The 20388-nt window shown below is 71.9% G+C and carries 19 protein-coding genes and 1 pseudogene; 6 read left to right on the forward strand and 14 right to left on the reverse strand.

Annotation, left to right across the window (positions count from 1 at the left end; genetic code table 11):
- Position 1 precedes the first annotated feature (1 nt).
- Positions 2-952: a hypothetical protein gene (locus OOK07_RS37115; RefSeq protein WP_266686550.1), complete on the reverse strand. Its 951-nt coding sequence runs from the start codon at positions 950-952 to the stop codon at positions 2-4.
- Entirely contained in the window at positions 949-1773 is an 825-nt protein-coding gene (locus OOK07_RS37120; protein WP_266686551.1) for a phosphatase PAP2 family protein, read from the reverse strand. Before OOK07_RS37120 ends, OOK07_RS37115 begins: the two co-directional genes overlap by 4 nt.
- Before the next feature lie 215 nt (positions 1774-1988).
- Here OOK07_RS37120 and OOK07_RS37125 point away from each other — a divergent pair, with 215 nt between their 5' ends.
- Positions 1989-2603, forward strand: a complete 615-nt coding sequence (locus OOK07_RS37125; RefSeq protein ID WP_266686552.1) for a TetR/AcrR family transcriptional regulator — start codon at positions 1989-1991, stop codon at positions 2601-2603.
- Between the two features lie 146 nt (positions 2604-2749).
- On the opposite strand, the gene OOK07_RS37130 is transcribed toward OOK07_RS37125, so the two are convergent.
- Complete coding sequence (locus tag OOK07_RS37130) at positions 2750-3796, reverse strand: DUF2510 domain-containing protein (protein ID WP_266800838.1); 1047 nt, start codon at positions 3794-3796, stop codon at positions 2750-2752.
- 321 nt (positions 3797-4117) lie between these two features.
- Positions 4118-4339 (reverse strand): annotated as a pseudogene (locus OOK07_RS43840) (anhydro-N-acetylmuramic acid kinase); the annotation flags it as partial.
- Positions 4340-4345: 6 nt separating this feature from the next.
- Here OOK07_RS43840 and OOK07_RS43845 point away from each other — a divergent pair.
- Both OOK07_RS43845 and OOK07_RS37140 read left to right on the forward strand, forming a co-directional pair.
- Complete coding sequence (locus OOK07_RS43845) at positions 4346-4633, forward strand: hypothetical protein (protein WP_406312982.1); 288 nt, start codon at positions 4346-4348, stop codon at positions 4631-4633.
- Between the two features lie 166 nt (positions 4634-4799).
- Positions 4800-7484 carry an ATP-binding protein gene (locus tag OOK07_RS37140; protein ID WP_266800840.1) on the forward strand — a complete coding sequence of 895 codons (2685 nt, stop codon included), beginning with the start codon at positions 4800-4802 and terminating at the stop codon, positions 7482-7484.
- Positions 7485-7530: 46 nt separating this feature from the next.
- On the opposite strand, the gene OOK07_RS37145 is transcribed toward OOK07_RS37140, so the two are convergent.
- The 8 genes from OOK07_RS37145 to OOK07_RS37180 all read right to left on the reverse strand — a co-directional run bounded on the left by OOK07_RS37145 (position 7531) and on the right by OOK07_RS37180 (position 14884).
- Positions 7531-8322, reverse strand: a complete 792-nt coding sequence (locus OOK07_RS37145; RefSeq protein WP_266800842.1) for an SDR family NAD(P)-dependent oxidoreductase — start codon at positions 8320-8322, stop codon at positions 7531-7533.
- 70 nt (positions 8323-8392) lie between these two features.
- Complete coding sequence (gene pcaDC, locus OOK07_RS37150) at positions 8393-9514, reverse strand: bifunctional 3-oxoadipate enol-lactonase/4-carboxymuconolactone decarboxylase PcaDC (protein WP_266800844.1); 1122 nt, start codon at positions 9512-9514, stop codon at positions 8393-8395.
- Positions 9511-10872 (reverse strand): 3-carboxy-cis,cis-muconate cycloisomerase, encoded by a 1362-nt coding sequence (pcaB, locus tag OOK07_RS37155; RefSeq protein ID WP_266800845.1) that lies wholly within the window; start codon positions 10870-10872, stop codon positions 9511-9513. The genes pcaDC and pcaB overlap by 4 nt, the downstream gene beginning before the upstream one ends.
- Entirely contained in the window at positions 10869-11474 is a 606-nt protein-coding gene (pcaG, locus tag OOK07_RS37160; RefSeq protein ID WP_266686560.1) for a protocatechuate 3,4-dioxygenase subunit alpha, read from the reverse strand. The genes pcaB and pcaG overlap by 4 nt, the downstream gene beginning before the upstream one ends.
- A 6-nt stretch (positions 11475-11480) precedes the next feature.
- Complete coding sequence (gene pcaH, locus OOK07_RS37165) at positions 11481-12254, reverse strand: protocatechuate 3,4-dioxygenase subunit beta (protein ID WP_266686562.1); 774 nt, start codon at positions 12252-12254, stop codon at positions 11481-11483.
- 31 nt (positions 12255-12285) lie between these two features.
- A complete protein-coding gene (locus tag OOK07_RS37170; protein WP_266686563.1) occupies positions 12286-13488 on the reverse strand; it encodes a thiolase family protein in 1203 nt (400 codons plus the stop codon).
- Entirely contained in the window at positions 13485-14129 is a 645-nt protein-coding gene (locus tag OOK07_RS37175; protein ID WP_266686564.1) for a CoA transferase subunit B, read from the reverse strand. Before OOK07_RS37175 ends, OOK07_RS37170 begins: the two co-directional genes overlap by 4 nt.
- Entirely contained in the window at positions 14129-14884 is a 756-nt protein-coding gene (locus OOK07_RS37180; RefSeq protein WP_266800848.1) for a CoA transferase subunit A, read from the reverse strand. The genes OOK07_RS37175 and OOK07_RS37180 overlap by 1 nt, the downstream gene beginning before the upstream one ends.
- 211 nt (positions 14885-15095) lie before the next feature.
- Here OOK07_RS37180 and OOK07_RS37185 point away from each other — a divergent pair, with 211 nt between their 5' ends.
- The gene (locus OOK07_RS37185) at positions 15096-15560 is read left to right on the forward strand and encodes a MarR family winged helix-turn-helix transcriptional regulator (protein WP_266686566.1); all 465 of its coding nucleotides are present in this window, start codon (positions 15096-15098) and stop codon (positions 15558-15560) included.
- Positions 15561-15571: 11 nt separating this feature from the next.
- Here OOK07_RS37185 and OOK07_RS37190 read toward each other — a convergent pair whose 3' ends face one another.
- Positions 15572-16582, reverse strand: a complete 1011-nt coding sequence (locus tag OOK07_RS37190) for a DUF3048 domain-containing protein (protein ID WP_266800849.1) — start codon at positions 16580-16582, stop codon at positions 15572-15574.
- A gap of 190 nt (positions 16583-16772) precedes the next feature.
- Between OOK07_RS37190 and OOK07_RS37195 the strand changes: the two genes are divergently transcribed.
- Positions 16773-17963, forward strand: a complete 1191-nt coding sequence (locus OOK07_RS37195) for a zinc-dependent alcohol dehydrogenase (protein WP_266800851.1) — start codon at positions 16773-16775, stop codon at positions 17961-17963.
- A gap of 1 nt (position 17964) precedes the next feature.
- Here OOK07_RS37195 and OOK07_RS37200 read toward each other — a convergent pair whose 3' ends face one another.
- Positions 17965-19035 (reverse strand): ATP-dependent DNA ligase, encoded by a 1071-nt coding sequence (locus OOK07_RS37200; RefSeq protein ID WP_266686568.1) that lies wholly within the window; start codon positions 19033-19035, stop codon positions 17965-17967.
- Positions 19036-19108: 73 nt separating this feature from the next.
- On the opposite strand from OOK07_RS37200, the gene ligD reads away from it, so the two are divergent.
- On the forward strand, positions 19109-20248 hold the full coding sequence (gene ligD, locus OOK07_RS37205) for a non-homologous end-joining DNA ligase (protein ID WP_266686569.1): 1140 nt from the start codon (positions 19109-19111) through the stop codon (positions 20246-20248).
- Positions 20249-20388 lie beyond the last annotated feature (140 nt).

Below are 20388 nucleotides of genomic sequence, written 5' to 3' on the forward strand. Positions count from 1 at the left end.
GTCACAGCGGTGTGAGATGTCCCGGCTCGGCAGACGGCCGGGGCACCAACGCCGGTTCGGGCGTGGCCGTTTCCGGCCTCAGGGCCAGGACCGCGGCCACCGGGTGCTCCTCGTCGGCCGAAGCGGGCGCCACAGCGGGCGCCACCCGGGTCAGCAGGACGACACCCCACGAGGCGAGTGCCGCGCCCGCGAGGGCCAGGAGCACACCCGTGGCGCCGCCGCGCAGTCCCTGCCCGAGCAGCATGAGCCCGATGACCGAGGCCGCCACCGGGTTGGACAGGGTCACCACCGCGAGCGGAGCGCCCAGTCCGCCGCGGTAGGCCGTCTGCGACAGCAGCAGTCCGCCCACGGCGAAGGCCGCCACCAGCACCGCCACCAGGACGACTTGCAGGCTCAGTGCGGGCCCCGAACGGTCCGTCGCGGACACCGTCACGGTCTGCGTGAGCGCGGACGCCACTCCCGAGGCGAACCCGGACGCCGTGGCGTGCCGGAGCCCGGGCCGGGCCCCGGGCCGAGCCAGCATCCCGATCAGTGCGGCCGTGGTCCCCGCGACCGCGACCGCCTCGGTCAGGCTCAGCACCTGCCGGGGTGCCGACCCGGACGCGGTCACCAGCAGCGCGGCCAGCCCGGCAAGCGTCAGGGCCGTACCCCGCCACTCGGTCGCACGGACCCGCCGTCCGGCCGCCCGCGCCCCCATCGGCACCGCGGCGACCAGGGTGAGCGCACCCAGCGGCTGTACGACGGTGAGCGGACCGTACTTGAGGGCCACGACGTGCAGCAGGGCCGCCCCGGCGTTGAGCCCGACCGAAGCCCACCAGGCGCCCGAAGCCAGCAGCCGCAGCATGCCGGTGTCGCCGCTGCGGGCGGCGAGCCGCTCCTGGGCGACCGCCGCGGCCGCGTAGGCGACGGCGGAGACCAGCGAGAGGGCGACGGCGACGAGGGTGGCGGTCATCGGCCCGCTCCGACCAGGACGTGCTCCTCGGCCGGACCTCCGGCCGGACGGCCTTGGGCCGGTACGAACCTGTCGGCGCCGCGTCCGGCGGTGCTGACGGTCCGGTGCGGCCGGTGGACCAGGGCGAGCGCGATGCCGAGCATGGCGGTGGCGACGATCGCGTCGAGCCAGTAGTGGTTCGCCGTCCCCACGATGACCAGCAACGTCACCAGCGGATGCAGCAGCCACAGCCAGCGCAGACGCGACCGGGTCGCGGCGATCAGGCCGATCGCCACCATCAGGGCCCAGCCGAAGTGCAGTGACGGCATCGCCGCGAACTGGTTCGAGAGATGGTCCGAGGACGGCGGCCCGTACACCGAGGGGCCGTACACATGGGCGGTGTCGACGAGGCCGGTGGCGGCCAGCATCCGCGGGGGCGCCAGCGGGAGGACGAAGGGCAGCACCAGGGCTGCCGAGGTGACGGTGGCCAGGACCCGCCGGGCCCACACGTAGTGCGCCGGGCGCCGCAGGTACAGCCAGATCAGGAAGGCCGCGGTGGCGGGGAAGTGGACGGTCGCGTAGTAGGTGTTCGCGATGTGCACCAGCGTGTCGCTGTGCAGGAGGAGGGACTGCACCGACCCCTCGCCCGGCAGATGGACTGCCCGCTCCAGGTCCCACACCCGACGGGCATTGTGGAGGGCCTCGCCGGTGTGCCCGGTGGCCAGCTGCCGGCCGAACTTGTAGACGAGGAAGAGCCCTGCGACGAGCAGGAACTCACGGACGAGCGGAGGCCGCGCTATCGCGTCGGTCTCTCCCTCTGCAGGCTCGGTGCGGGCATTCATCCCCCGGCCCCTTCGCTGACGTGGTGCTTGTGGCGGTACGAGTCCAGACCCCTGACGTGGCCGGAACTCATCGGTACGCCTCCGTCCCGAAACGAAAACGTTCCGATACGGCAGTGTACCGATACGTCGGCGTTCCGGTACACTGGCGTATCGATTGAGGTACGCCACACTGGATTCAGGGAATAGAGCGGGACTCGAGTGAAGGGGAAGGGCAGATGACGTCGCAGGCCGCGGACGGACCGGAGACGGTTGCCGCCTCGCGCCGCTCCAAGATCACGCCGGAGCGTGAGCGGGAGTTCTTCGACGCCGTGCTCGAACAGATCCGAGAGTGCGGGTACGACGCCGTCACGATGGAGGGGATCGCCGCCAGCACCCGCTGCAGCAAGTCGACCCTCTACCGGCAGTGGAAGACCAAGCCCCAGTTCGTCGTGGCCGCCCTGCGCGCCCGTCGCAAGGCACGCTTCGGCGATATCGACACCGGGTCGCTCGCGGACGACCTGCGCGAGGCCGCGCGGGCTGTGGGCCGCTGGTCACTGAACGACACCAAGCTGCTGCAGGCGCTCGGACACGCGGTGACCCAGGACGCGGAACTGGCCAAGGCGCTGCGCGAGGCGCTCGTGGAACCGGAGATCGTCGCGCTGAAGGAGATCCTGCGGCGCGGGGTGGAACGCGGCGAGATCGCCGGCGACCATCCGGCGCTGGAATACATCCCGGCCCAGATGTTCGGCGTCGTGCGCGCCCGGCCCGTCGTGGACGGAGAGTACGCCGACCCCGCATACCTGGTCCGTTTCGTGGAGGCCGCCGTGCTGCCGGCACTGGGCCTCACCTGAGACTCAGGCCGCCGTCCACGGGATGACTGGACGGTGACCTGATCGCGCCGCACCGTGGGGACGGGGGCGGCGCGCACCCCCCGGCCGGGTGGGACTCCTCTTGAGCGGAGGGAGTCCCGCCCGGCCGACCGCCGTCCGGGGCGGTGTCAGACCGTCTGGCCGTTGCCGCTGCCGGTCGACACCTTGATGCCCTTGGTGATCGTGTCGAGGACCGACTGCTTCTCGCCGACATCGACACCGAAGCGGACCACCACGATCTGGGAGGCGTTCGCGGGCGAGGGGAACGCGAGCGACTCGACATAGCCGTCCGAGCCCTTGCTGGTGACGGCCTTCCAGCGGACCAGGTAGCCCTTCTGCCCGGCGACCGTCACCGCCTTGGACTCCAGTTCGTCGTGCGAGGTGATCGAGCCGTAGGTCTTGCCGCCGTAGGACTCCTCGGCGTTCGCCTTGATGTCGGCCTTCGCGACCGCTTCGGCCGTGGAGCCCGCGGTGCCCAGAGCGAGGGCGGGCGCCGAGTACGCGCCGCCCTTCGTGCAGGTCTGGGAGGCTTCGCCCGGGCACTTGTAGGAGTCGTTGGACGTGATCTGCGCGCCCGCCCGGAGCTGCTGCCCGTACCAGTCGTCCGGGATGGGCAGGCTGATGCCGCTCACCGCGTCGGTCACCGAACCGCTGGTGATCTTCGGCGCCTCGGACTGGCCGGGCGCGGGCGACTCGGGACCGCCTGACCCTCCCGATCCGCCGGACCCGCCCGACGAACCGCCATTGCCGCCGTTGCCGCCGTTCGAACCGCCCTGCCCACCGGGCCCACCGCCCTGACCGCCGGGCCCCTGCGAACTGGCGCTGCCGCCGCCCGAGCCGCCGTTGCCCGTCAGCGCCCACACACCCACACCGATGCTCGCGAGCACCGCAACGGCCACCGCGACGGCGATGCCCGTGCGCAGCCCGCGTCGCGGAGAGGCCGGCGGATGCGCCGGAAACGCCGGATAGGCCGGATAGGCCGGCTGGGCCGAGTGCGCCGGATCAGCCCCGGCCGCGGCCGTCGGCGACTGCGCCGGGGGACCCCATCCGGCGGCCGGGCCCGCGGGGCGGGTCCGGTCGGTCCATGCCTTGCCGTCCCACCAGCGCTCGCCGGCGGGACCCTCACTCGTCTGCCCCGGGTCGGGATACCACCCGGGAGGAGTCACCTGCGTCATGCCCCCACCGTATGAGGCCTCGGTGAAAGCGGGATGAGAGGATCCGGACTTCAGCCGAGGACCATCCGCACGGGCGGCTGGTCGACCGGTGCCGGCAGCCGCAGTCCGCCCCGCCCGGAGGTGATCGAACCGAGCACGCTCGGGTACCACGCCCCGGTGCTCGCGGGCCCGATGCCCGGCAGACCGCGCAGGCCAGGAACCCGAGCACCGCGAAGGCGTACGCCTCCTTCGCGTCCGCCGCCGGCCCCGGCCCGTCGGACGTGCGCACCGCCACCCCGGGCAGGCGATCGCCCGGCCTCCCATGAGCACCGGATTCCGGGTCCCGCCACCGGACGCGATCACCTCCGTGGCGCCGAGCGCGAGCACGGCCTCCGCGACCGTCCGGGCCGTGGACATCGTCAGCGTGGCGACGACGTCCTGCGCCCTGAGCGTCCCGAACCCGGCCGGCGCGTCCCGCAGATACCCGAGGTGGAACAGTTCCTTGCCAGTCGTGTTCGGAGCGGGCAGCGCGCAGTACGGCTCGGCCGACAGCCGCTCCAGCAAAGGCTCGTGGACGCTGCCGCGAACGGCCAGGGCCCGGTAGACGTCTTACGCGAACTGCCGTACGCGAACCGGCCGCCGCTGAACCCCTCTGCCGGCGCGTCGATCAGTGCGCATGCGGGCCCGGTGTCGCCGCCCTCCGGCGTGAAGAAGCGTGCGGCGGTGACGGTCGCGAGACAGCAGTGGAGCCCGAACTCGTACCACTCGGCGAAGCTGCCCGCCGAACCCGCCGCGAAGAGCCCTCACCACCACCTCCAAGCCCGGACCTCCAAGTCGGTTCAAGCCGACCGCCTTTGACGGTCGGTTACCTTCACACACGCAGATCACGGGCTTCATGCGTCGCCCGCCCGCACCTGCTGTCACCTATCACGGCAACAGGTACCCGGAGCGGCCTCCGCTTCCGCGAGAGGACGGCTACGCTCGAGATCTGTACGTCGTTCGGGCGACTTGGGGAGGTATCGGGATGACGGAGGTCCGGCCCACGGAGGCCGCCTCGGCCTCCCTGTGGGAGCGCGAAGAGGAAATCGCCGCCGTCGAGCAGGCGGTCGAGACGCTCTGCGCCGACCGCTCGTCCTCGGGCAGCCTGCTGGTGATCCGGGGCGAGGCGGGAATCGGCAAGACCGCCCTGCTGGCCGAGACCCGCCGCATCGCCGAACGGCACGGCTGCACCGTGTGGTCGGCCCGCGGCGGCGAGACCCTCAGGTCGGTCCCCTTCAACGTGGTACGCCAGCTGCTGCAGCCCGCGCTGGTGTCACTGCTGCCGGAGGAGGGACGCGAGTACCTCGGCGACTGGTACGACATCGCCGGCCCCGCCCTCGGCCTCACGGACCCCGGCGAACGCCAGGCCGACCCGCAGGGCGTGTGCGACGGCCTCGTCGCCGGAGTGCGCCGACTGGCCCGCCGGGACTGGCCGCTGGTCCTGCTGATCGACGACGCGCACTGGGCCGACGGGGAGACGCTGCGCTGGCTCGCCGCGTTCGCCGAGCGGCTCGACGACCTGTCCGTCCTGGTCGTGGTGGCCAGGCGGCCCGGTGAGATCAGCGGCGAGAGCGCCCGCCACCTCGAAGCCATCGCCGCCGCTGCGGGCGGCCCCGACGCCACCCTCAGCGCCCTCACCCCGGACGCCACCGCCGGCCTCACCCGCGCCACCCTGGGCGCACACGCCGACGCCCCCTTCTGCCGCGAGGTCTGGGCCGTCACCGGCGGCAACCCGTACGAGACCGTGGAACTCCTCGCCAAGGTCCAGGACAGCGAGCTGGAGCCGACCGAGAGCGCCGCCGCCGAACTGCGCGCCCTCAACCGCTCGGCCCGCGGCGGCGGTCTCGTCGCCCGCCTCGAGGAACTCGGCATCAGCGCCACCCGGTTCGCCTGGGCGGCCGCGATCCTCGGCACCGGCATCTCCATCGGCCTGGTGGCCAAACTCGCCACCATGGGCCACGACGACGCGGTGCGCTGCGCCGAACTGCTGAAGGACGCCCGCATCGTCACCGAGCCCGACCCGGCGAGCGCCCAAGCCGCCGACGGCGAGCTGGAGTTCGTGCACCCGCTGATCGCCTCCGCCGTCTACAACTCCATCCCGGACGCCCTGCGCACCGCGATGCACGGCATCGCCGCCCAGGTCGTCTCGGACTCCGGACTCGGCGCCGCCATGGCCTCCCGGCACCTTCTCCAGGTGCACCCGGACGACGACGAGGAAGTCGTCGAGCAGCTGCGCGAGGCCGCCCGCGAACACCTCGCCGTCGGCGCCCCCGACGCGGCCCGCCGCTGCCTGGAGCGTGCCCTGCGGGAACCGCCGAACCCCGACGTCCACGCGCGCGTGCTCTACGAACTCGGCTGTGCCACCCTGCTCACCGCACCCTCCACCACCATCGGCCACCTGCAGTCCGCGCTCGGTATGCCCGGCCTCGACGGCCACACCCGTGTCGACGCCGTCTTCCGCCTCTCCCAGGCACTCCTCCACAACGACCAGCCGGACGAGGCCGTCCGCACGGTCGAGGCGGAGGCCGCCCGGCACGAGGCGGGCCCCGCCAGGTTGCGGCTGCAGGCCGTGCAGTGCATGTGGGAGAGCATCCACGCCGGCGAGTCGACCTCGCCCGGTCGCTCCCGGCGCCTGGCCGACCTCGCCCTCACCTGCACCGGCCGGGACAACTCCGAGCGCGCCCTGCTCATGCTGCGCGGCTTCGACGCCCTGATCCAGGGCGAGAACGCCGAGGAGGTCGTCGAGCACTGCGACCGCGCCCTCGTCAACGGCCGCCTCGCACCGGGCCTCGGCTGGACCGACACCGAGTGGGGCATCGAACTCCTGCTGATGCTCGCCAACTCCTACGCCTACTGCGACCGACTCGACCGCGCCGACGCCCTCTACAACGAGGGCCTGCGCGCCTACGAATCGGCCGGCTGGAGCGGCGGCCACCTCTCCCTGGCGCATGCCTACGTCGGCCTCGGACACCGCAGGCGCGGCCGGCTCCGGGAGGCGGAGGCGGCCCTGCGCGAGTCGCTGCGCATCGCCGAGCGCGTCGGCCGCGGTCTGCCCCTGTACTGGACGGCCACCTGCAACCTCGTGGATGTCCTGCTCGCCCGCGGCCATGTCGACGAGGCCTGGGCGATCGCCGAGCAGTACGGCTTCGCACCGGCCTATCCGTCCACCATCGTGATGCCGGACCCACGGTCCGTGCGCGGCCGGCTGCTGCTCGCCGTCGGCCGCACCAAGGACGGCATCAACGAACTGGAGGAGGCCGAGAAGGCGGCCACCGCGCGCGGCCACCACAACCCGGTCGTCGTCCCCTGGGCGCTCGACCTCGCCCGCGCCCTCGCCACGGAGGATCCGGCTCGCGCCGCCCAACTCGCCACGCACGCCCGCCGGCAGGCCGAGCGCTTCGGCACGGACACGGCCATCGGTGAGGCGCTGAGGTGTGCCGCGGCGCTGGAGACCGGGCAGCGCGCGGTGCGACTGGCCTCGCAGGCCGTGGCGTATCTGGAGGCCTCGCCCTGCCAGTACGAGCATGCCGCCGCCCGCGTCGAGTACGGCATCGCCGCACGGTCGGTCGCCGAACTCAACCGCGGTCTGGCGCTTGCTCGTTCGTGCGGTGCGGATGGGTTGGTGGCGCAGGCGCGGGAAGTGCTGGAAACGGGGCGGGGACTGCGCTGATCGGCGCAACCGCACAACGACACGGCCCCGCGCCCGTGCAACGGCGCTACAGCGCCAGCAGTTGGTCCGTGACCGTCGACAGGCGTTTCCGCACGTCGTGGTCGTACGTCGACTCGTGCGCCCTCGACCGGCTCGTGCCGTCGAAGTAGCCGTCCGTACCCCGGTCCCGGGTCGCGAGGGCCAGCACGCCCGGCGCCCCGTCGGCGACCGTGTTCCAGGGGGCGACGCCGCCCTCTCGCACCATCGCCGTGTCCATGAAGGTCGCCGGGTGCAGGACGTTCACCGAGACGCCGGTGTCCGCCAACTCCTCGGCAAGGGCGAACGTATGGGCTGCCAGAGCGAACTTGGCGCGGCAGTACGCCGCGAAGCCGTCATAACCGCGCCGGAACTCGACGTCGTCGAAGTCGACGGGCTCCTGGCCGACCGAGCCGACGTTGACGATGCGCGCGGGAGTGTTCGCGCGCAGCACCGGCAGCAGGGCGCGGGTCAGGACCACCGGCGCCAAGTAGTTCACGGCGAACCGGAGTTCGTGTCCGTCGGTGCTCAGCTCGCGCCCGGTGCCGGGCGCGCCCGCTCCGACGCCCGCGTTGTTGATCAGCACATCGAGGCCGGGATGCGCCTGGGCGACCTGCGCTCCCAGCTCGCGCACCTGCGCCAGCGAGGCCAGATCGGCGACGAACGGCTCGGCGTCGCCCTCGGCGCGCAACTCGGCGAGCAGCTGACGGGTCCGGCCCGGGTCGCGGCCGTGGGCGAGGACGACATGTCCGGAGCGGACCAGCTCGAAGGCGACGTAGCGGCCGAGGCCGGAGGTGGCGCCGGTGATCAGGATGGTGGACATGCCTCCACCGTAGGCACGCGGGGGAGGCATGTGCGAGGTGCTGCTGAAGCTACGACCAGCAGGGTCACCCTCAGAGGTCGTCGTCCTCCGCCAGCACCCGCTGGGCCGCCGCGAACGCCGAGTTAGCCGCCGGGACCCCGCAGTACACGGCCGTCTGCAGCAGCACCGCACCGATCTCCTCGGGCGTGAGGCCGTTGCGCCGCGCCGCCCGCACGTGCATGGCCAGCTCGTCGTAGTGCCCGTGCGCGACCAGAGCCGTCAGTGTGATCATGCTGCGTTCGCGGCGCGAGAGGGTCGGGTCGGTCCAGATCTCGCCCCAGGCGTAGCGCGAGATGAAGTCCTGGAAACGGGCGGTGAAGGGCGTCTGGCGGGCCTGCGCCCGGTCCACGTGCGTGTCGCCGAGCACCTCGCGCCGCACCTCCATGCCCCGCGCGGCGCCCCCGTCGAGGTGCGTACGGAGGGCTGTCAGCACGGCCTCGGGACACTGGGCCGGCGCCAGGTGCGCGGCCCCCGGGAGCTCCACGAGCGCGGCACCCGGCACCGCGTCCGCGATCTCCCGCAGATGGGGCGGCGGAGTCGCCCTGTCCTCGCGCCCGGCGATCAGCAGCGTGCGTACGGAGATCTCCGTGAGCCGGTCGCGCACGTCGAAAGCGGCCAGCGCGTCACAGCAGGCGGCGTACGCGTCCGGGTCGGCGTCCCGCTGGTCCCGCACCAGCTCCGGCACGGTGAAACCGGGCGTGAACCACCGGGCGTCGGCGCTCTCCACGAGCGGCCCCACCCCTTCGCGCCGCACCAGCTCGGCCCGTTCCCGCCACGGCTGCGAGCCGTTGAAGTGCGCCGACGAGCAGATCACGGCCAGCGACGACAGCCGCTGCGGGTGATGCAGGGCGAGATACAGGCCGACGGCACCGCCGAGGGACACACCCGCGTACGCGAACCGCCCGATACCGAGCGAGTCGGCGAGCGCGAGCACCAGGTCGGCCAGGTCACCGACGGTCGCGCCCGGGCCGATCAGTCCGGGCGCCGAACCGCCGTGCCCCGGCAGGTCCCAGCGCACCACGCGGTGGGCGACGGACAGTTCGGGCGCCACCTTGTCCCACAGGGCGTACGACGTCCCGAGCGAGGGCCCGAGCAGCAGCGCAGGAGCGGAAGTGGCCCCCTCGGCACGGTGGTTGAGAAGCCTTTTGGTCAACGTCGCTCCAGAGCACGGTCGGTGAGGACTCCGGCGGAGCCGGTGTATCGGGCTGGATCGGTCGGCTCGGTGAGGTCGACGTCCTTCAACTCGGGCTCCTCGGCGAGCAGTTCGTGCAGGGGCCGGCCCTCGGAGTAGGTGCGTCCGGCCAGCTCGGTCAGCAGCGTTCTGGCGCGGGCGCGGCCCAGCACGGAGGACAGCTCCGCCGACAGCCGCTCCGAGACGATCAACCCGTGGGTGAGGCCGAGGTGTTCACGCATCACGTCCGCGTGCACCCGCAGCCCTTCGGCCAGTTCGGTGGCGTCCCGGGCGGCGCCGCCTACCAGACGCAGCAGATCCCTGAGCGGCTCCCACTCGGCGTGCCAGGCCCCCGCCGGACGCTCGTCCTCGGCGACCATCGACCCGTACAGCGTGGCCGCGAGCTGCGGTGCCCGCCGGGCCGCGGCGACGATCAGCGTGGACCGTACCGGATTCGCCTTGTGCGGCATGGCGGAGGAACCACCCCCACTGCCCTCCGTGACCTCGGCGATCTCGGTGCGGCCGAGGACGAGCACATCCGTCGCGATCTTGCCCAGGGCCCCTGCCGTGAAGGCCAGGCAGCCGGCGAGGTCGGCGACCGGTGTGCGGAGGGTGTGCCAGGGGATGAGCGCTGCGTCGAGGCCGAGTTCGCGGGCGAAGGCGGCTGTGAGATCCGCGGTGTTCTGGCTGCCGTAGGCGGCGAAGGCCGCCAGTGTGCCGGCCGCGCCGCCGAGTTGGACGGGCAGAGCGTCCCGTACCCCGAGGACCCGGTCGCGCGCGTCGAGCACCAGCCACCGCCAGCCGGCCGCCTTCAGCCCGAACGTCGTCGGTACGGCGTGCTGGGTGAGTGTCCGTCCCGGCATCGGGCTGTCGCGGTGGCCGGCCGCCGAGCGGGCCAGTGCGCGTTCGGTGCGTGCGAGGTCGGCGAGGATCAGGTCCAGGGTGCGCACGGCGACCAGCATCGTCGCCGTGTCCATGATGTCCTGGCTGGTCGCGCCCCGGTGGACGTAGGGCCCGTACTCCTCGCCGACCGCCTTCGTCAGATCGGCGACCAGGGGGATGACCGGATTGCCGCCCGAGCGGGCGCGCTCGGCCAGGGAGCGTACGTCGAAGCGGTCGGCGTGCGCCGCTTGGGTGACCGCGGTCGCCGCCTCGGCCGGGACGAGCTTGCAGGCTGCCTGGGCCCGGGTGAGGGCGGCCTCCGCGTCGAGCAGGGCCTGCAGATACGCCGTGTCGGCCGTCGCGGACGAGGCGGGAGAGCCTGCCCACCCGGGGGCGAGCAGGCCGGTGTCGTCAGGATCGACCGGGGCCGCCTCCCGCCCGGAGGGTGGGGGAGTCACCGGAACTCCAGGAAGACCGTCTCGCCCTCGCCCTGAAGGCGGATGTCGAAACGGTAGGTGCCCCTGCCCTCGTCCTTCGCGATCAGCGTGTCGCGCCGCTCCTCGGCCAGCCGGGCCAGCAGCGGGTCGGCGGCGAGTGCCGCCTGGTCACCGGGCAGATAGATCCTGGTGAACAGGTGCACCAGCAGCCCGCGCGCGAACACGCACACGCTGATGTACGGGGCGCTCCGCCCGCGCGCGCCCGGACGCAGCGTCCGGGCGTACCAGTGCCCGTTGGCGTCGGTCTGGATGCGACCCCAGCCGGTGAACTCCACGCCGTTGCGCCCCAGGTAGCCGCCGCTCGCCGGGTCGCGCCGGATCGAGCCGTCCGCCTGCGGGATATTGCCGTCGGGGTCGGTGCCCCACAGCTCCACGAACGCGTCCGGCAGCGGATTGCCCTCGCCGTCGTACACGTACCCCTGGACGGTGACCGTGTCCGGGTGGCCGACCGGGGCGATGTCGCCGCCGCCGGGGAAGGGCAGGGCATGGCCGTAGAAGGGGCCGACCGTGTGCGACGGGGTCGGCAGGACGGTCTCAGGACGGCTCGTGTCGATCTTCGTCATGGCAGGTCAGCGCCCTTCTTCGAGCCAGGTGGCGTGCGGCCCGTCGAGCACGATGTCCCAGTGGTAGCCCATCGAGAACTCCGGCACCGACAGGCTGTGGTCGTATGTCGCCACCAGCCGCTGCCGGGCCGCGTCGTCGGTCACCGACCGGATGATCGGGTCGTACGGGAACAGCGGGTCGCTCGGGAAGTACATCTGCGTCACGAGCCGCTGCGTGAACGCCGAACCGAAGAGGGAGAAGTGGATGTGGGCCGGCCGCCAGGCGTTGAGGTGCTGACGCCACGGGTACGGACCCGGCTGCACGGTCGTGAAGTGGTAGTGCCCGTCGGTGTCGGTCAGTGTGCGGCCGACGCCCGTGAAGTTCGGGTCCAGCGGGGCGTCGTGCTGCTCGCGCTGGTGGGCGTAACGGCCCGCCGAGTTCGCCTGCCAGACCTCGACCAGCTGGCCGCGGATCGGGCGCCCCTCCCGGTCCAGCAGCCGTCCGGAGACCGTGATGCGCTCACCGATCGGCTCGCCGGTGTGCTGGCGGGTGAGGTCGTTGTCGATGTCGGTGATGTCCCGCTCGCCGAAGGCGGGGGAGGACAGCTCCACCAGCTCCGGGTCCTTGCTGACGTCGATGGCGACGGGCGGCTGGTGGGGGTGGCGCAGGACGGAGGAGCGGTAGGGCGCGTAGTCGCGGCGCGGCTGGTGCTCGACGGGCGCGCCGTCGGCGATCCGCTTCTCGTACGCGGCCTGCTCGGCCGCGATCTCCTGGTCGATGTCGTGCTGGGTGAGAGTCATTGGGGTTCCTCGGGGGGTTCCGCGGGGGTTCTCAGCGTTCGAGGACGAGGGCGAGGCCCTGGCCGACGCCGATGCAGAGGGTGGCGACGCCGGTGCCGGAGCCACGGCGGGCGAGCTGGTGGGCGACGGTGCCGGCGAGGCGGGCACCGGAGGCGCCGAGCGGGTGACCGAGGGCGATGGCGCCGCCCTGGGGGTTGAGGATCGCCGGGTCGAACTCGGGCCATTCGGCCACGCAGCCCAGCACCTGGGCGGCGAAGGCCTCGTTCAGTTCCAGGACGGACAGGTCGGCGAAGGTCCTGCCCGCCTTGGCGAGGGCGCGGTTGACGGCTTCGACGGGCGCGAGGCCGAAGTAGTGCGGGTCGACGGCGTGCACGCCGGTGGCCGATACACGGGCCAGGGGTTCGCGGCCGACCGCTTTCAGGCCCTCCTCGTCGACCAGCAGGAGGGCGGCGGCACCGTCGTTGAGCGGCGAGGCATTGCCGGCGGTCACGGTGCCGTTCTCAGTGCGGAAGGACGGCTTGAGCCCGGCCATCGCGGTCAGGGAGGCGTCCGCGCGCACCGACTCGTCGGCGCCGAAAACGACCGGGTCACCCTTGCGCTGCGGGATCGCCACCGGGGCCAACTCGGCGTCGAACAGGCCCTGTTGCTGCGCGGTGGCCGCCTTCTGATGGGAGGCGAGCGCGAACTCGTCCTGCTGCTCCCGGCTGATCTTGTGCTTGTCGGCGATCAGCTCGGCCGACTCGCCGAGCCGGATGGTCCACTGCGGGTCCATCGCCGGGTTGACCATCCGCCAGCCCAGGGTGGTCGAGTACAGCTCGGTGTGGGCGGCGGGGAAGGGCCGGTCGTTCTTGGGCAGGACGTACGGGGCGCGGGTCATCGACTCCACGCCACCGGCCACGGCGATATGGGCGTCGCCGACGGCGATGGCGCGGGCCGCCTGGATGACCGCCTCCAGTCCGGAGGCGCACAGGCGGTTGACGGTGACACCGGGCACGGAGGTCGGCAGGCCCGAGAGCAGGGCGGCCATGCGGGCGACGTTGCGGTTCTCCTCGCCCGCGCCGTTCGCGTTGCCGAAGTACACGTCCTCGATCCGGGAGGGGTCCAACTCCGGTGTACGGGCGAGGAGTTCGCGCAGGGCGTGGGCGGCCAGGTCGTCCGGGCGCACGCCCGCGAGGCCGCCGTTGTAGCGGCCGATCGGACTGCGCACAGCCTCGACGAGGTAAACCGTGTTCACAGCAGGTCCTCCGCGATCGTCAGCTTGGCGGCGGTCTTGGCGATGACGTCGTCGACGCGCACTCCGGGGGCGACCTCGGTCAGCACGAGCCCGTCCGGTGTCACGTCGATCACCCCGAGATCGGTGATGACGCGGTTCACACACGCCTTGCCGGTGAGCGGCAGCGTGCACTCCTGAAGGATCTTCGCCGAACCGTCCTTGGCGGTGTGGGTCATCACCACGATGACCGTGCGGGCCCCGTGCACCAGGTCCATCGCCCCGCCGATCCCGGTGACCAGCTTGCCCGGGACGGCCCAGTTCGCCAGATCGCCCGTCGCCGAGACCTGCATCGCACCCAGCACGGCCACATCGATGTGCCCGCCCCGGATCATCGAGAACGACAGCGCCGAATCGAAGAAGGACGCGCCCGGCAACACCGTCACCGTCTCCTTCCCGGCGTTGATCAGATCCGGGTCGACCTGGTCGTCCGTCGGATACGGACCCGTGCCCAGGATCCCGTTCTCCGACTCCAGGATCACCTCCACACCCGGCGGGAGATAGTTCGGGATCAGCGTCGGCAGACCGATGCCGAGATTCACGTACTGCCCGTCGGCCAGCTCCCGGGCGGCTCGTCCGGCCATCTGCTCGCGGCTCCAGGCCATCAGCTGCTCACCGTCCGCTGCTCGATCTTCTTGTCCGCCGCCTGTACGGGAGTCAGGGCGACCACCCGCTGCACGAAGATCCCCGGCAGATGCACGTGATCCGGGTCGATCTCGCCCGGCTCCACCAGCTCCTCCACCTCGGCGATCGTCACCTTCCCGGCCATCGCCGCCAGCGGATTGAAGTTCCGGGTCGACATGTTGAACACCAGGTTCCCGTGCCGGTCCCCGCGCGCGGCCCTCACCAGCGCGAAGTCGGTCCGGATGCCCCGCTCCAGCACGTATTCGGCGCCGTCGAACTCCCGCACCTCCTTGGGCGGGGAGGAAAGAGCGACGCCGCCCTCACCGTCGTAGCGCCAGGGCAGTCCGCCGTCGGCGACCTGCGTACCCACTCCCGCGGGCGTGTAGAAGGCGGGGATGCCGGCTCCGCCCGCGCGCAGCCGCTCGGCGAGGGTGCCCTGCGGAATCAGCTCCACCTCCAGTTCGCCGGCCAGATACTGCCGGGCGAACTCCTTGTTGGCGCCGATGTAGGAGCCGGTCACCCGGGAGATCCGCCCCGCCGCGAGCAGCACCGCGAGACCGCTCTCCATCGCCCCGCAGTTGTTCGACACGACTCTGAGCCCCGCCACACCCCGCTCGTAGAGCGCCTGGATGAGCACGTTCGGTACACCGCTCAGCCCGAAACCGCCCACCGCCAGCGACGCGCCCTCCGGCACATCGGCCACCGCCTCACCGGCCGTGGCCACCACCTTGTCCATCCGCGAAGCCCCATCCCGTCCGAGCGCCCGGTCACGAGTTAATCAGGGCACTGAGTATTTCGGTGAAGTTTCCTTCACGCTGCCACTGTCCCGGCGAAGCGTCAAGGCCCAGGAGAAGCGCATGGTCAGAGGTGCGTGCAGGACAGAAGACAGTCGACAGGACGTCCAGGTATCGTTCAGTGCACCAACGAATTCGACTTCGGGAGCGCACATGGCCGCGGTGGACCTCACCACCCACCCCGGGCACCTGGCCCGGCGGCTGCAGCAGGCCCACTACCTGCTGTGGAACACGATGGTCTCGGAGGAGATCACCTCGCCGCAGTTCGCGGTCCTGAACGCGCTCGTCGCCGAGCCGGGCCTGGACCAGCGCACGGTGGGCGAGCGGGTGGGGCTCGACCGGTCCACGATCGCCGAGGTGATCAGCCGGCTCGGCCGCCGCGGGCTGCTGGACAAGGTGCGCGACCCGCAGGACGGCCGCCGTTTCCTGTTGCGCCTCACCGACGACGGCGTGCGCACCCACCGCAAGCTGACCGTGCGCACGGCCCGGATGAACCAGGTCTTCCTGGCGCCGCTGTCCGCGAAGGAGCAGGCGGTCTTCTTCGATCTCATCCGACGGGTCGCCGACGCGGCCGAGGGGCTCCGCAACCCGGCGGAACCCCTCGTGGCACCGGGGTGAGCGCGGGCTGATCACGAGGCCTGTGCCAGCACCACCCACACCTGGCCCTTCGCGAAGTTGACCGGCTTGCCGTCCTTCGTCGTGAACTCCGTGCCGTCGGTGGCTTTCCCGCGTTCCCAGTCGACGTCGTAGACCCGTCCGTCGCGAAGGACCTGAGCTGTACCGGAACCGACCGTCTCGGTGTAGGGCGTGTTGTTGCCGAGGATGTCGTGGAAGGCCGACTTGTGCATCCTCACGTACTGCACGACCACCGTCGCCGGGGTCACCCGCTTCCCGTCGGCCGTCACGGTGGGCGTCCCGTCCATCGCCACCAGATAGCGGTGGAGGTTCGCGGACCAGGTGAACGTGAAGCCGGCGGCCGGGTAGCGGACCGTGCGGGTGTTCGCCGGCTTGCCGCCGGCGGGTGCGGCGCCGTAGCGAAAGCCGGTCGTGAGCGCGTCAGCGCCGGGCGCCGACTTCATCAGACGGGCGGGGCGCAGATAGAGGTTGTGCGGTGCGGCCTTGCCGGTACCGCGGAAATAGGCGTCGGACGCCTTCGCCGGCGGCTCCGCCTGCACCGGCGCGTCGTCGATGAGCGGCAGCAGCTTGTGCTGCGCCCCGGAGAAGGCGAGCAACGGGTCGTGGAACTGGCGCAACAGTTCCAGATCCGACTCGCGGGCACTGCGCACCGGCCCGACGACCTTCGGCAGCGTGCCGGCGTACACCGCCATCAATCGGCTCAGCCCGCCCTCGACCTGTTCCGCGTACACGACGTCCGCCGCATCGAGGCCGGTCTGGGGCCGGGCCCCGGGCGCGTTGTCGATCTTCACGGCGAGTACGGAGCCCTTGTTCACCTGGCCCTTGTCGACGGCGCTCCTGTCCGGGGTCGGGGTCGGGGCCGGGGTCCGCGTCCGCCCGCGTGCGTCGTCCGCCGGGCCGTGCCCTCCCGTGCAGCCTGCCGCCAGCACGGCGGTCACCGTGGCGGCCAGCACGGCCACCGTCGTCGAGGCGCGTCGCGGGCGCGCATTCCGTCTCCTGCTCACCGTGGCACCACATCCCGTGTCAATGATTGTCCGCTTATACGTTCATTGTTGGCCATACCCGCTCGGTTCTGATTGCGCGCGTTGAATACGCCCATTGGCCCCTGAACCTGCTTCGGGATGCGGGCGCCCGGGTACCCGGGGCGGCACCGCAGGACCGGACACACCGACGCGACAGAGGGAGCCCGACGCGATGAAGGCAGTTACCTGGCAGGGAAAGCGGGACGTTCGGGTGGAGAACGTGCCCGATCCGAAGATCCAGGAGCCGACCGATGCGGTAATCCGCATCACCTCGACAGGGCTGTGCGGCTCCGATCTGCACCTGTACGAGGTGCTCACACCGTTCATGACACCGGGCGACATCCTCGGACACGAACCGATGGGCATCGTCGAGGAGGTCGGCGCCGGGGTCCCGGACCTCGCCGCGGGAGACCGGGTCGTGGTGCCGTTCCAGATCGCCTGCGGCGACTGCTGGATGTGCCTGACCGGGCTGCCGACGCAGTGCGAGACCACGCAGGTGACCAGTGAGGGCATGGGCGCCGCCCTGTTCGGCTACACCCGTCTGTACGGCGCGGTCCCGGGTGCCCAGGCCGAGTACCTGCGCGTACCGCAGGCGCAGTTCGGCCCGATCAAGGTCCCGCACGGGCCGCCCGACGACCGTTTCGTGTACCTCTCCGACGTACTGCCCACCGCCTGGCAGGCGGTGGAGTACGCGAGCATCCCGGAAGGCGGCAGCGTCGCCGTGCTCGGCCTCGGGCCGATCGGTGACATGGCCTGCCGGGTCGCCCAGGTGCGCGGCGCCGGACAGGTGTTCGGGGTGGACCTGGTGAGCGAACGGCTGAGCCGGGCACGCGAGCGCGGCGTGGAGACCTACGACCTCAGGAGCTTCGACAACGAGAAGGAGCTGGTCACGGCCATCCGCGACCAGACCGACGGCCGCGGCCCGGACGCCGTGATCGACGCCGTCGGCACCGAGGCCCACGGCAGCGCGGCCGCACGCCTGGCCCAGCAGGCCTCGGCCATGCTGCCGCGGAAGATCGCCGGCCCGTTCGCCGAGCGCTTCAGCATCGACCGGCTCGCCGCCCTGCACACGGCCATCGAACTGGTGCGCCGCGGCGGCACCATCTCGCTCAGCGGCGTCTACGGCGGCACGGCCGACCCGCTGCCGCTGCTGACCCTGTTCGACAAGCAGATCCAGATCCGCATGGGCCAGGCCAACGTGCGCCGTTGGAGCGACGAGATCCTGCCGTACATCACGGACGAGGACCCGCTCGGCGTCGACGACTTCGCGACCCACCGGCTGCCGCTCACAGACGCGCCGCACGCGTACGAGATGTTCCAGCGCAAGCAGGACGGCGCGGTCAAGGTGCTGATGACGCCCTGAGTCACGCGGGAGAGTTGAGGATCTCGTCCAGGTCGTAGCGCACCGGCTCTTCCAGCTGCGCATAGGTGCAGCTCTCGGGGGTCCGGTCCGGACGCCAGCGGCGGAAGCGCGCCGTGTGCCGGAAACGAGCCCCGTTCTCCATGTGGTCGTACGCCACCTCGGCCACCCGCTCCGGCCTGAGCGGCACCCAGGACAGGTCCTTCTTGCCCGACCAGCGGCTGGGAGCGCCGGGCAGCCGGGCCGTCTCGTGCGCAGCCTCCTCGGACCAGGCCGCCCAGGGGTGGCCCGAGGCGTCCTGAAGGCGCAGCGGCTCCAGCTCCTCCACCAGCTCCGCGCGCCGCTTCATCGCGAACGCGGCCGACACCCCGACATGTTGCAGGGTCCCCCGGTCGTCGTAGAGGCCGAGCAGCAGTGAGCCCACGATCGGGCCGCTCTTGTGGAGGCGGTAGCCGGCGACGACGACGTCCGCCGTGCGCTCGTGCTTGATCTTGAACATGGCGCGCTGGTCCTGGAGATAACGCAGGGTGAGCGGCTTGGCGATGACACCGTCCAGGCCGGCCCCCTCGTACTGCTCGAACCACTGCCGCGCCACGTCGATGTCGGTCGTCGCCGGCGCCACATGGACCGGCGCCGTGACACCGTCCAGCGCCCTGACCAGGAGGTCGCGCCGGTCGGTCAGAGGCACGTCGAGCAGCGACTCGCCCTCCAGCGCGAGCAGGTCGAAGGCCACGAGCGACGCCGGCGTCTTCTCGGCGAGCATCCGGACCCGGGAGTCGGCCGGGTGGATGCGCTCGGTCAGCGCGTCGAAGTCCAGCCGCCCCTCCCGCGCGATCACGATTTCGCCGTCCAGCACGCACCGCCCCGGCAGCCGTTCCTTCACCGCCGTCACCAGCTCGGGAAAGTACCTGGTCAGCGGCTTTCCCGTACGACTGCCGAGCTCGGCCTCGTCGCCGTCGCGGAACACGATGGCCCGGAACCCGTCCCACTTCGCCTCGTACTGCATGTCCGGCGGGATCTTCGCCACCGACTTGGCGAGCATCGGCTTCACGGGCGGCATCACCGGGAGATCCATGTCTAGATTGTGCTCGCATACGTCATGAATCGCCCGGTGTGCGAGGTGTGCGAGGTACGCCTACCGTGGCCGCATGGGCGAAGCGGTGGAACTGGAGGCGGGAGGCCGCACCGTCCGGCTGTCCAGCCCGGACAAGATCTTCTTCCCCGAGCGCGGCTTCACCAAGCTGGACCTCGCCCGGTACTACGTCGCCGTCGGCCCCGGCATCCTGCGTGCCCTGCGCGACCGGCCCACCACCCTGGAGCGCTACCCGGACGGCGTGACGGGTGAGAACTTCTTCCAGAAGCGGGCGCCCAAGAACATGCCCGACTGGATCCCTACCGCCCACATCACCTTCCCCAGCGGTCGCAGCGCGGACGAGATGTGCCCCACCGAGGAGGCCGCCGTCCTGTGGGCCGCCCAGTACGGCACCCTCACCTTCCACCCCTGGCCCGTGCGCCGCGACGACGTCGATCGCCCCGACGAACTCCGCATCGACCTCGACCCGCAGCCCGGCACCGACTTCGACGACGCCGTCCGCGCCGCCCACGAACTGCGCGCCGTCCTGGACGAGTTCGGTGGCCTGCGCGGCTTCCCCAAGACCTCCGGCGGCCGCGGCCTGCACGTCTTCGTGCCCATCGAGCCGCGCTGGACCTTCACCCAGGTCCGGCGCGCCGCCATCGCGGTGGGCCGGGAGCTGGAGCGGCGGATGCCGGAGCAGGTGACCATCAAGTGGTGGAAGGAGGAGCGGGGCGAGCGCATCTTCGTCGACTACAACCAGACGGCCAGGGACCGCACCATCGCCTCCGCCTACTCCGTACGTCCCCGCCCGCACGCCCCCGTCTCGGCGCCCCTGCGCTGGGACGAGGTCGGGGTCGCCCATCCGCAGGACTTCGACATCGCGACCATGCCCGCGCGCTTCGCCGAACTCGGCGACGTGCACGCGGACATGGACGAGCACCGCTTCTCCCTCGACGCCCTGCTCGAACTCGCCCGCCGCGACGAGCACGACCACGGACTGGGCGACCTGCCCTACCCGCCGGAGTACCCGAAGATGCCGGGCGAGCCGAAGCGGGTGCAGCCGAGCAGGGCCAAGAGGGCGTCCGCGAAGAAGGCGTCCGCGAAGAAGCCGGACACGATGGAGACGGACGCGACGGAGGCACCTCCGGCCGAGGCGCCCGCGGCCGAGGCCCCTCCGGCTCAGGCCCCTCCGTCGAGTCCTGCGGCTCCTTGATCCGGATGTTCCGGCCGGAGATCACATCCGTCGAGCTGTGCACCTGCAGTCCGATGCAGTCGGAGGCGAACCGCCGCCCGTCCGTGCCCGGGTCGTCGGAGCGCGGCGGAGAGAAGCCCCGTCCGCCGGTGTTGCCGAAC

This window comes from Streptomyces sp. NBC_00078 (assembly GCF_026343335.1).
In the GTDB taxonomy this organism is placed as follows: domain Bacteria; phylum Actinomycetota; class Actinomycetes; order Streptomycetales; family Streptomycetaceae; genus Streptomyces.

Coding starts and splice junctions, on each gene's coding strand:
- OOK07_RS37185 (WP_266686566.1), top strand. CDS start 15,096: ATGGCCGCGGTGGACCTCACCACCCACCCCGGGCACCTGGCCCGGCGG.
- pcaG (WP_266686560.1), bottom strand. CDS start 11,474: ATGACGAAGATCGACACGAGCCGTCCTGAGACCGTCCTGCCGACCCCG.
- OOK07_RS37145 (WP_266800842.1), bottom strand. CDS start 8,322: ATGTCCACCATCCTGATCACCGGCGCCACCTCCGGCCTCGGCCGCTAC.
- OOK07_RS37140 (WP_266800840.1), top strand. CDS start 4,800: ATGACGGAGGTCCGGCCCACGGAGGCCGCCTCGGCCTCCCTGTGGGAG.
- OOK07_RS37200 (WP_266686568.1), bottom strand. CDS start 19,035: ATGGATCTCCCGGTGATGCCGCCCGTGAAGCCGATGCTCGCCAAGTCG.
- ligD (WP_266686569.1), top strand. CDS start 19,109: ATGGGCGAAGCGGTGGAACTGGAGGCGGGAGGCCGCACCGTCCGGCTG.
- OOK07_RS37180 (WP_266800848.1), bottom strand. CDS start 14,884: ATGGACAAGGTGGTGGCCACGGCCGGTGAGGCGGTGGCCGATGTGCCG.
- OOK07_RS37115 (WP_266686550.1), bottom strand. CDS start 952: ATGACCGCCACCCTCGTCGCCGTCGCCCTCTCGCTGGTCTCCGCCGTC.
- OOK07_RS37120 (WP_266686551.1), bottom strand. CDS start 1,773: ATGAATGCCCGCACCGAGCCTGCAGAGGGAGAGACCGACGCGATAGCG.
- OOK07_RS37125 (WP_266686552.1), top strand. CDS start 1,989: ATGACGTCGCAGGCCGCGGACGGACCGGAGACGGTTGCCGCCTCGCGC.
- OOK07_RS37130 (WP_266800838.1), bottom strand. CDS start 3,796: ATGACGCAGGTGACTCCTCCCGGGTGGTATCCCGACCCGGGGCAGACG.
- OOK07_RS37175 (WP_266686564.1), bottom strand. CDS start 14,129: ATGGCCTGGAGCCGCGAGCAGATGGCCGGACGAGCCGCCCGGGAGCTG.
- pcaH (WP_266686562.1), bottom strand. CDS start 12,254: ATGACTCTCACCCAGCACGACATCGACCAGGAGATCGCGGCCGAGCAG.
- OOK07_RS37195 (WP_266800851.1), top strand. CDS start 16,773: ATGAAGGCAGTTACCTGGCAGGGAAAGCGGGACGTTCGGGTGGAGAAC.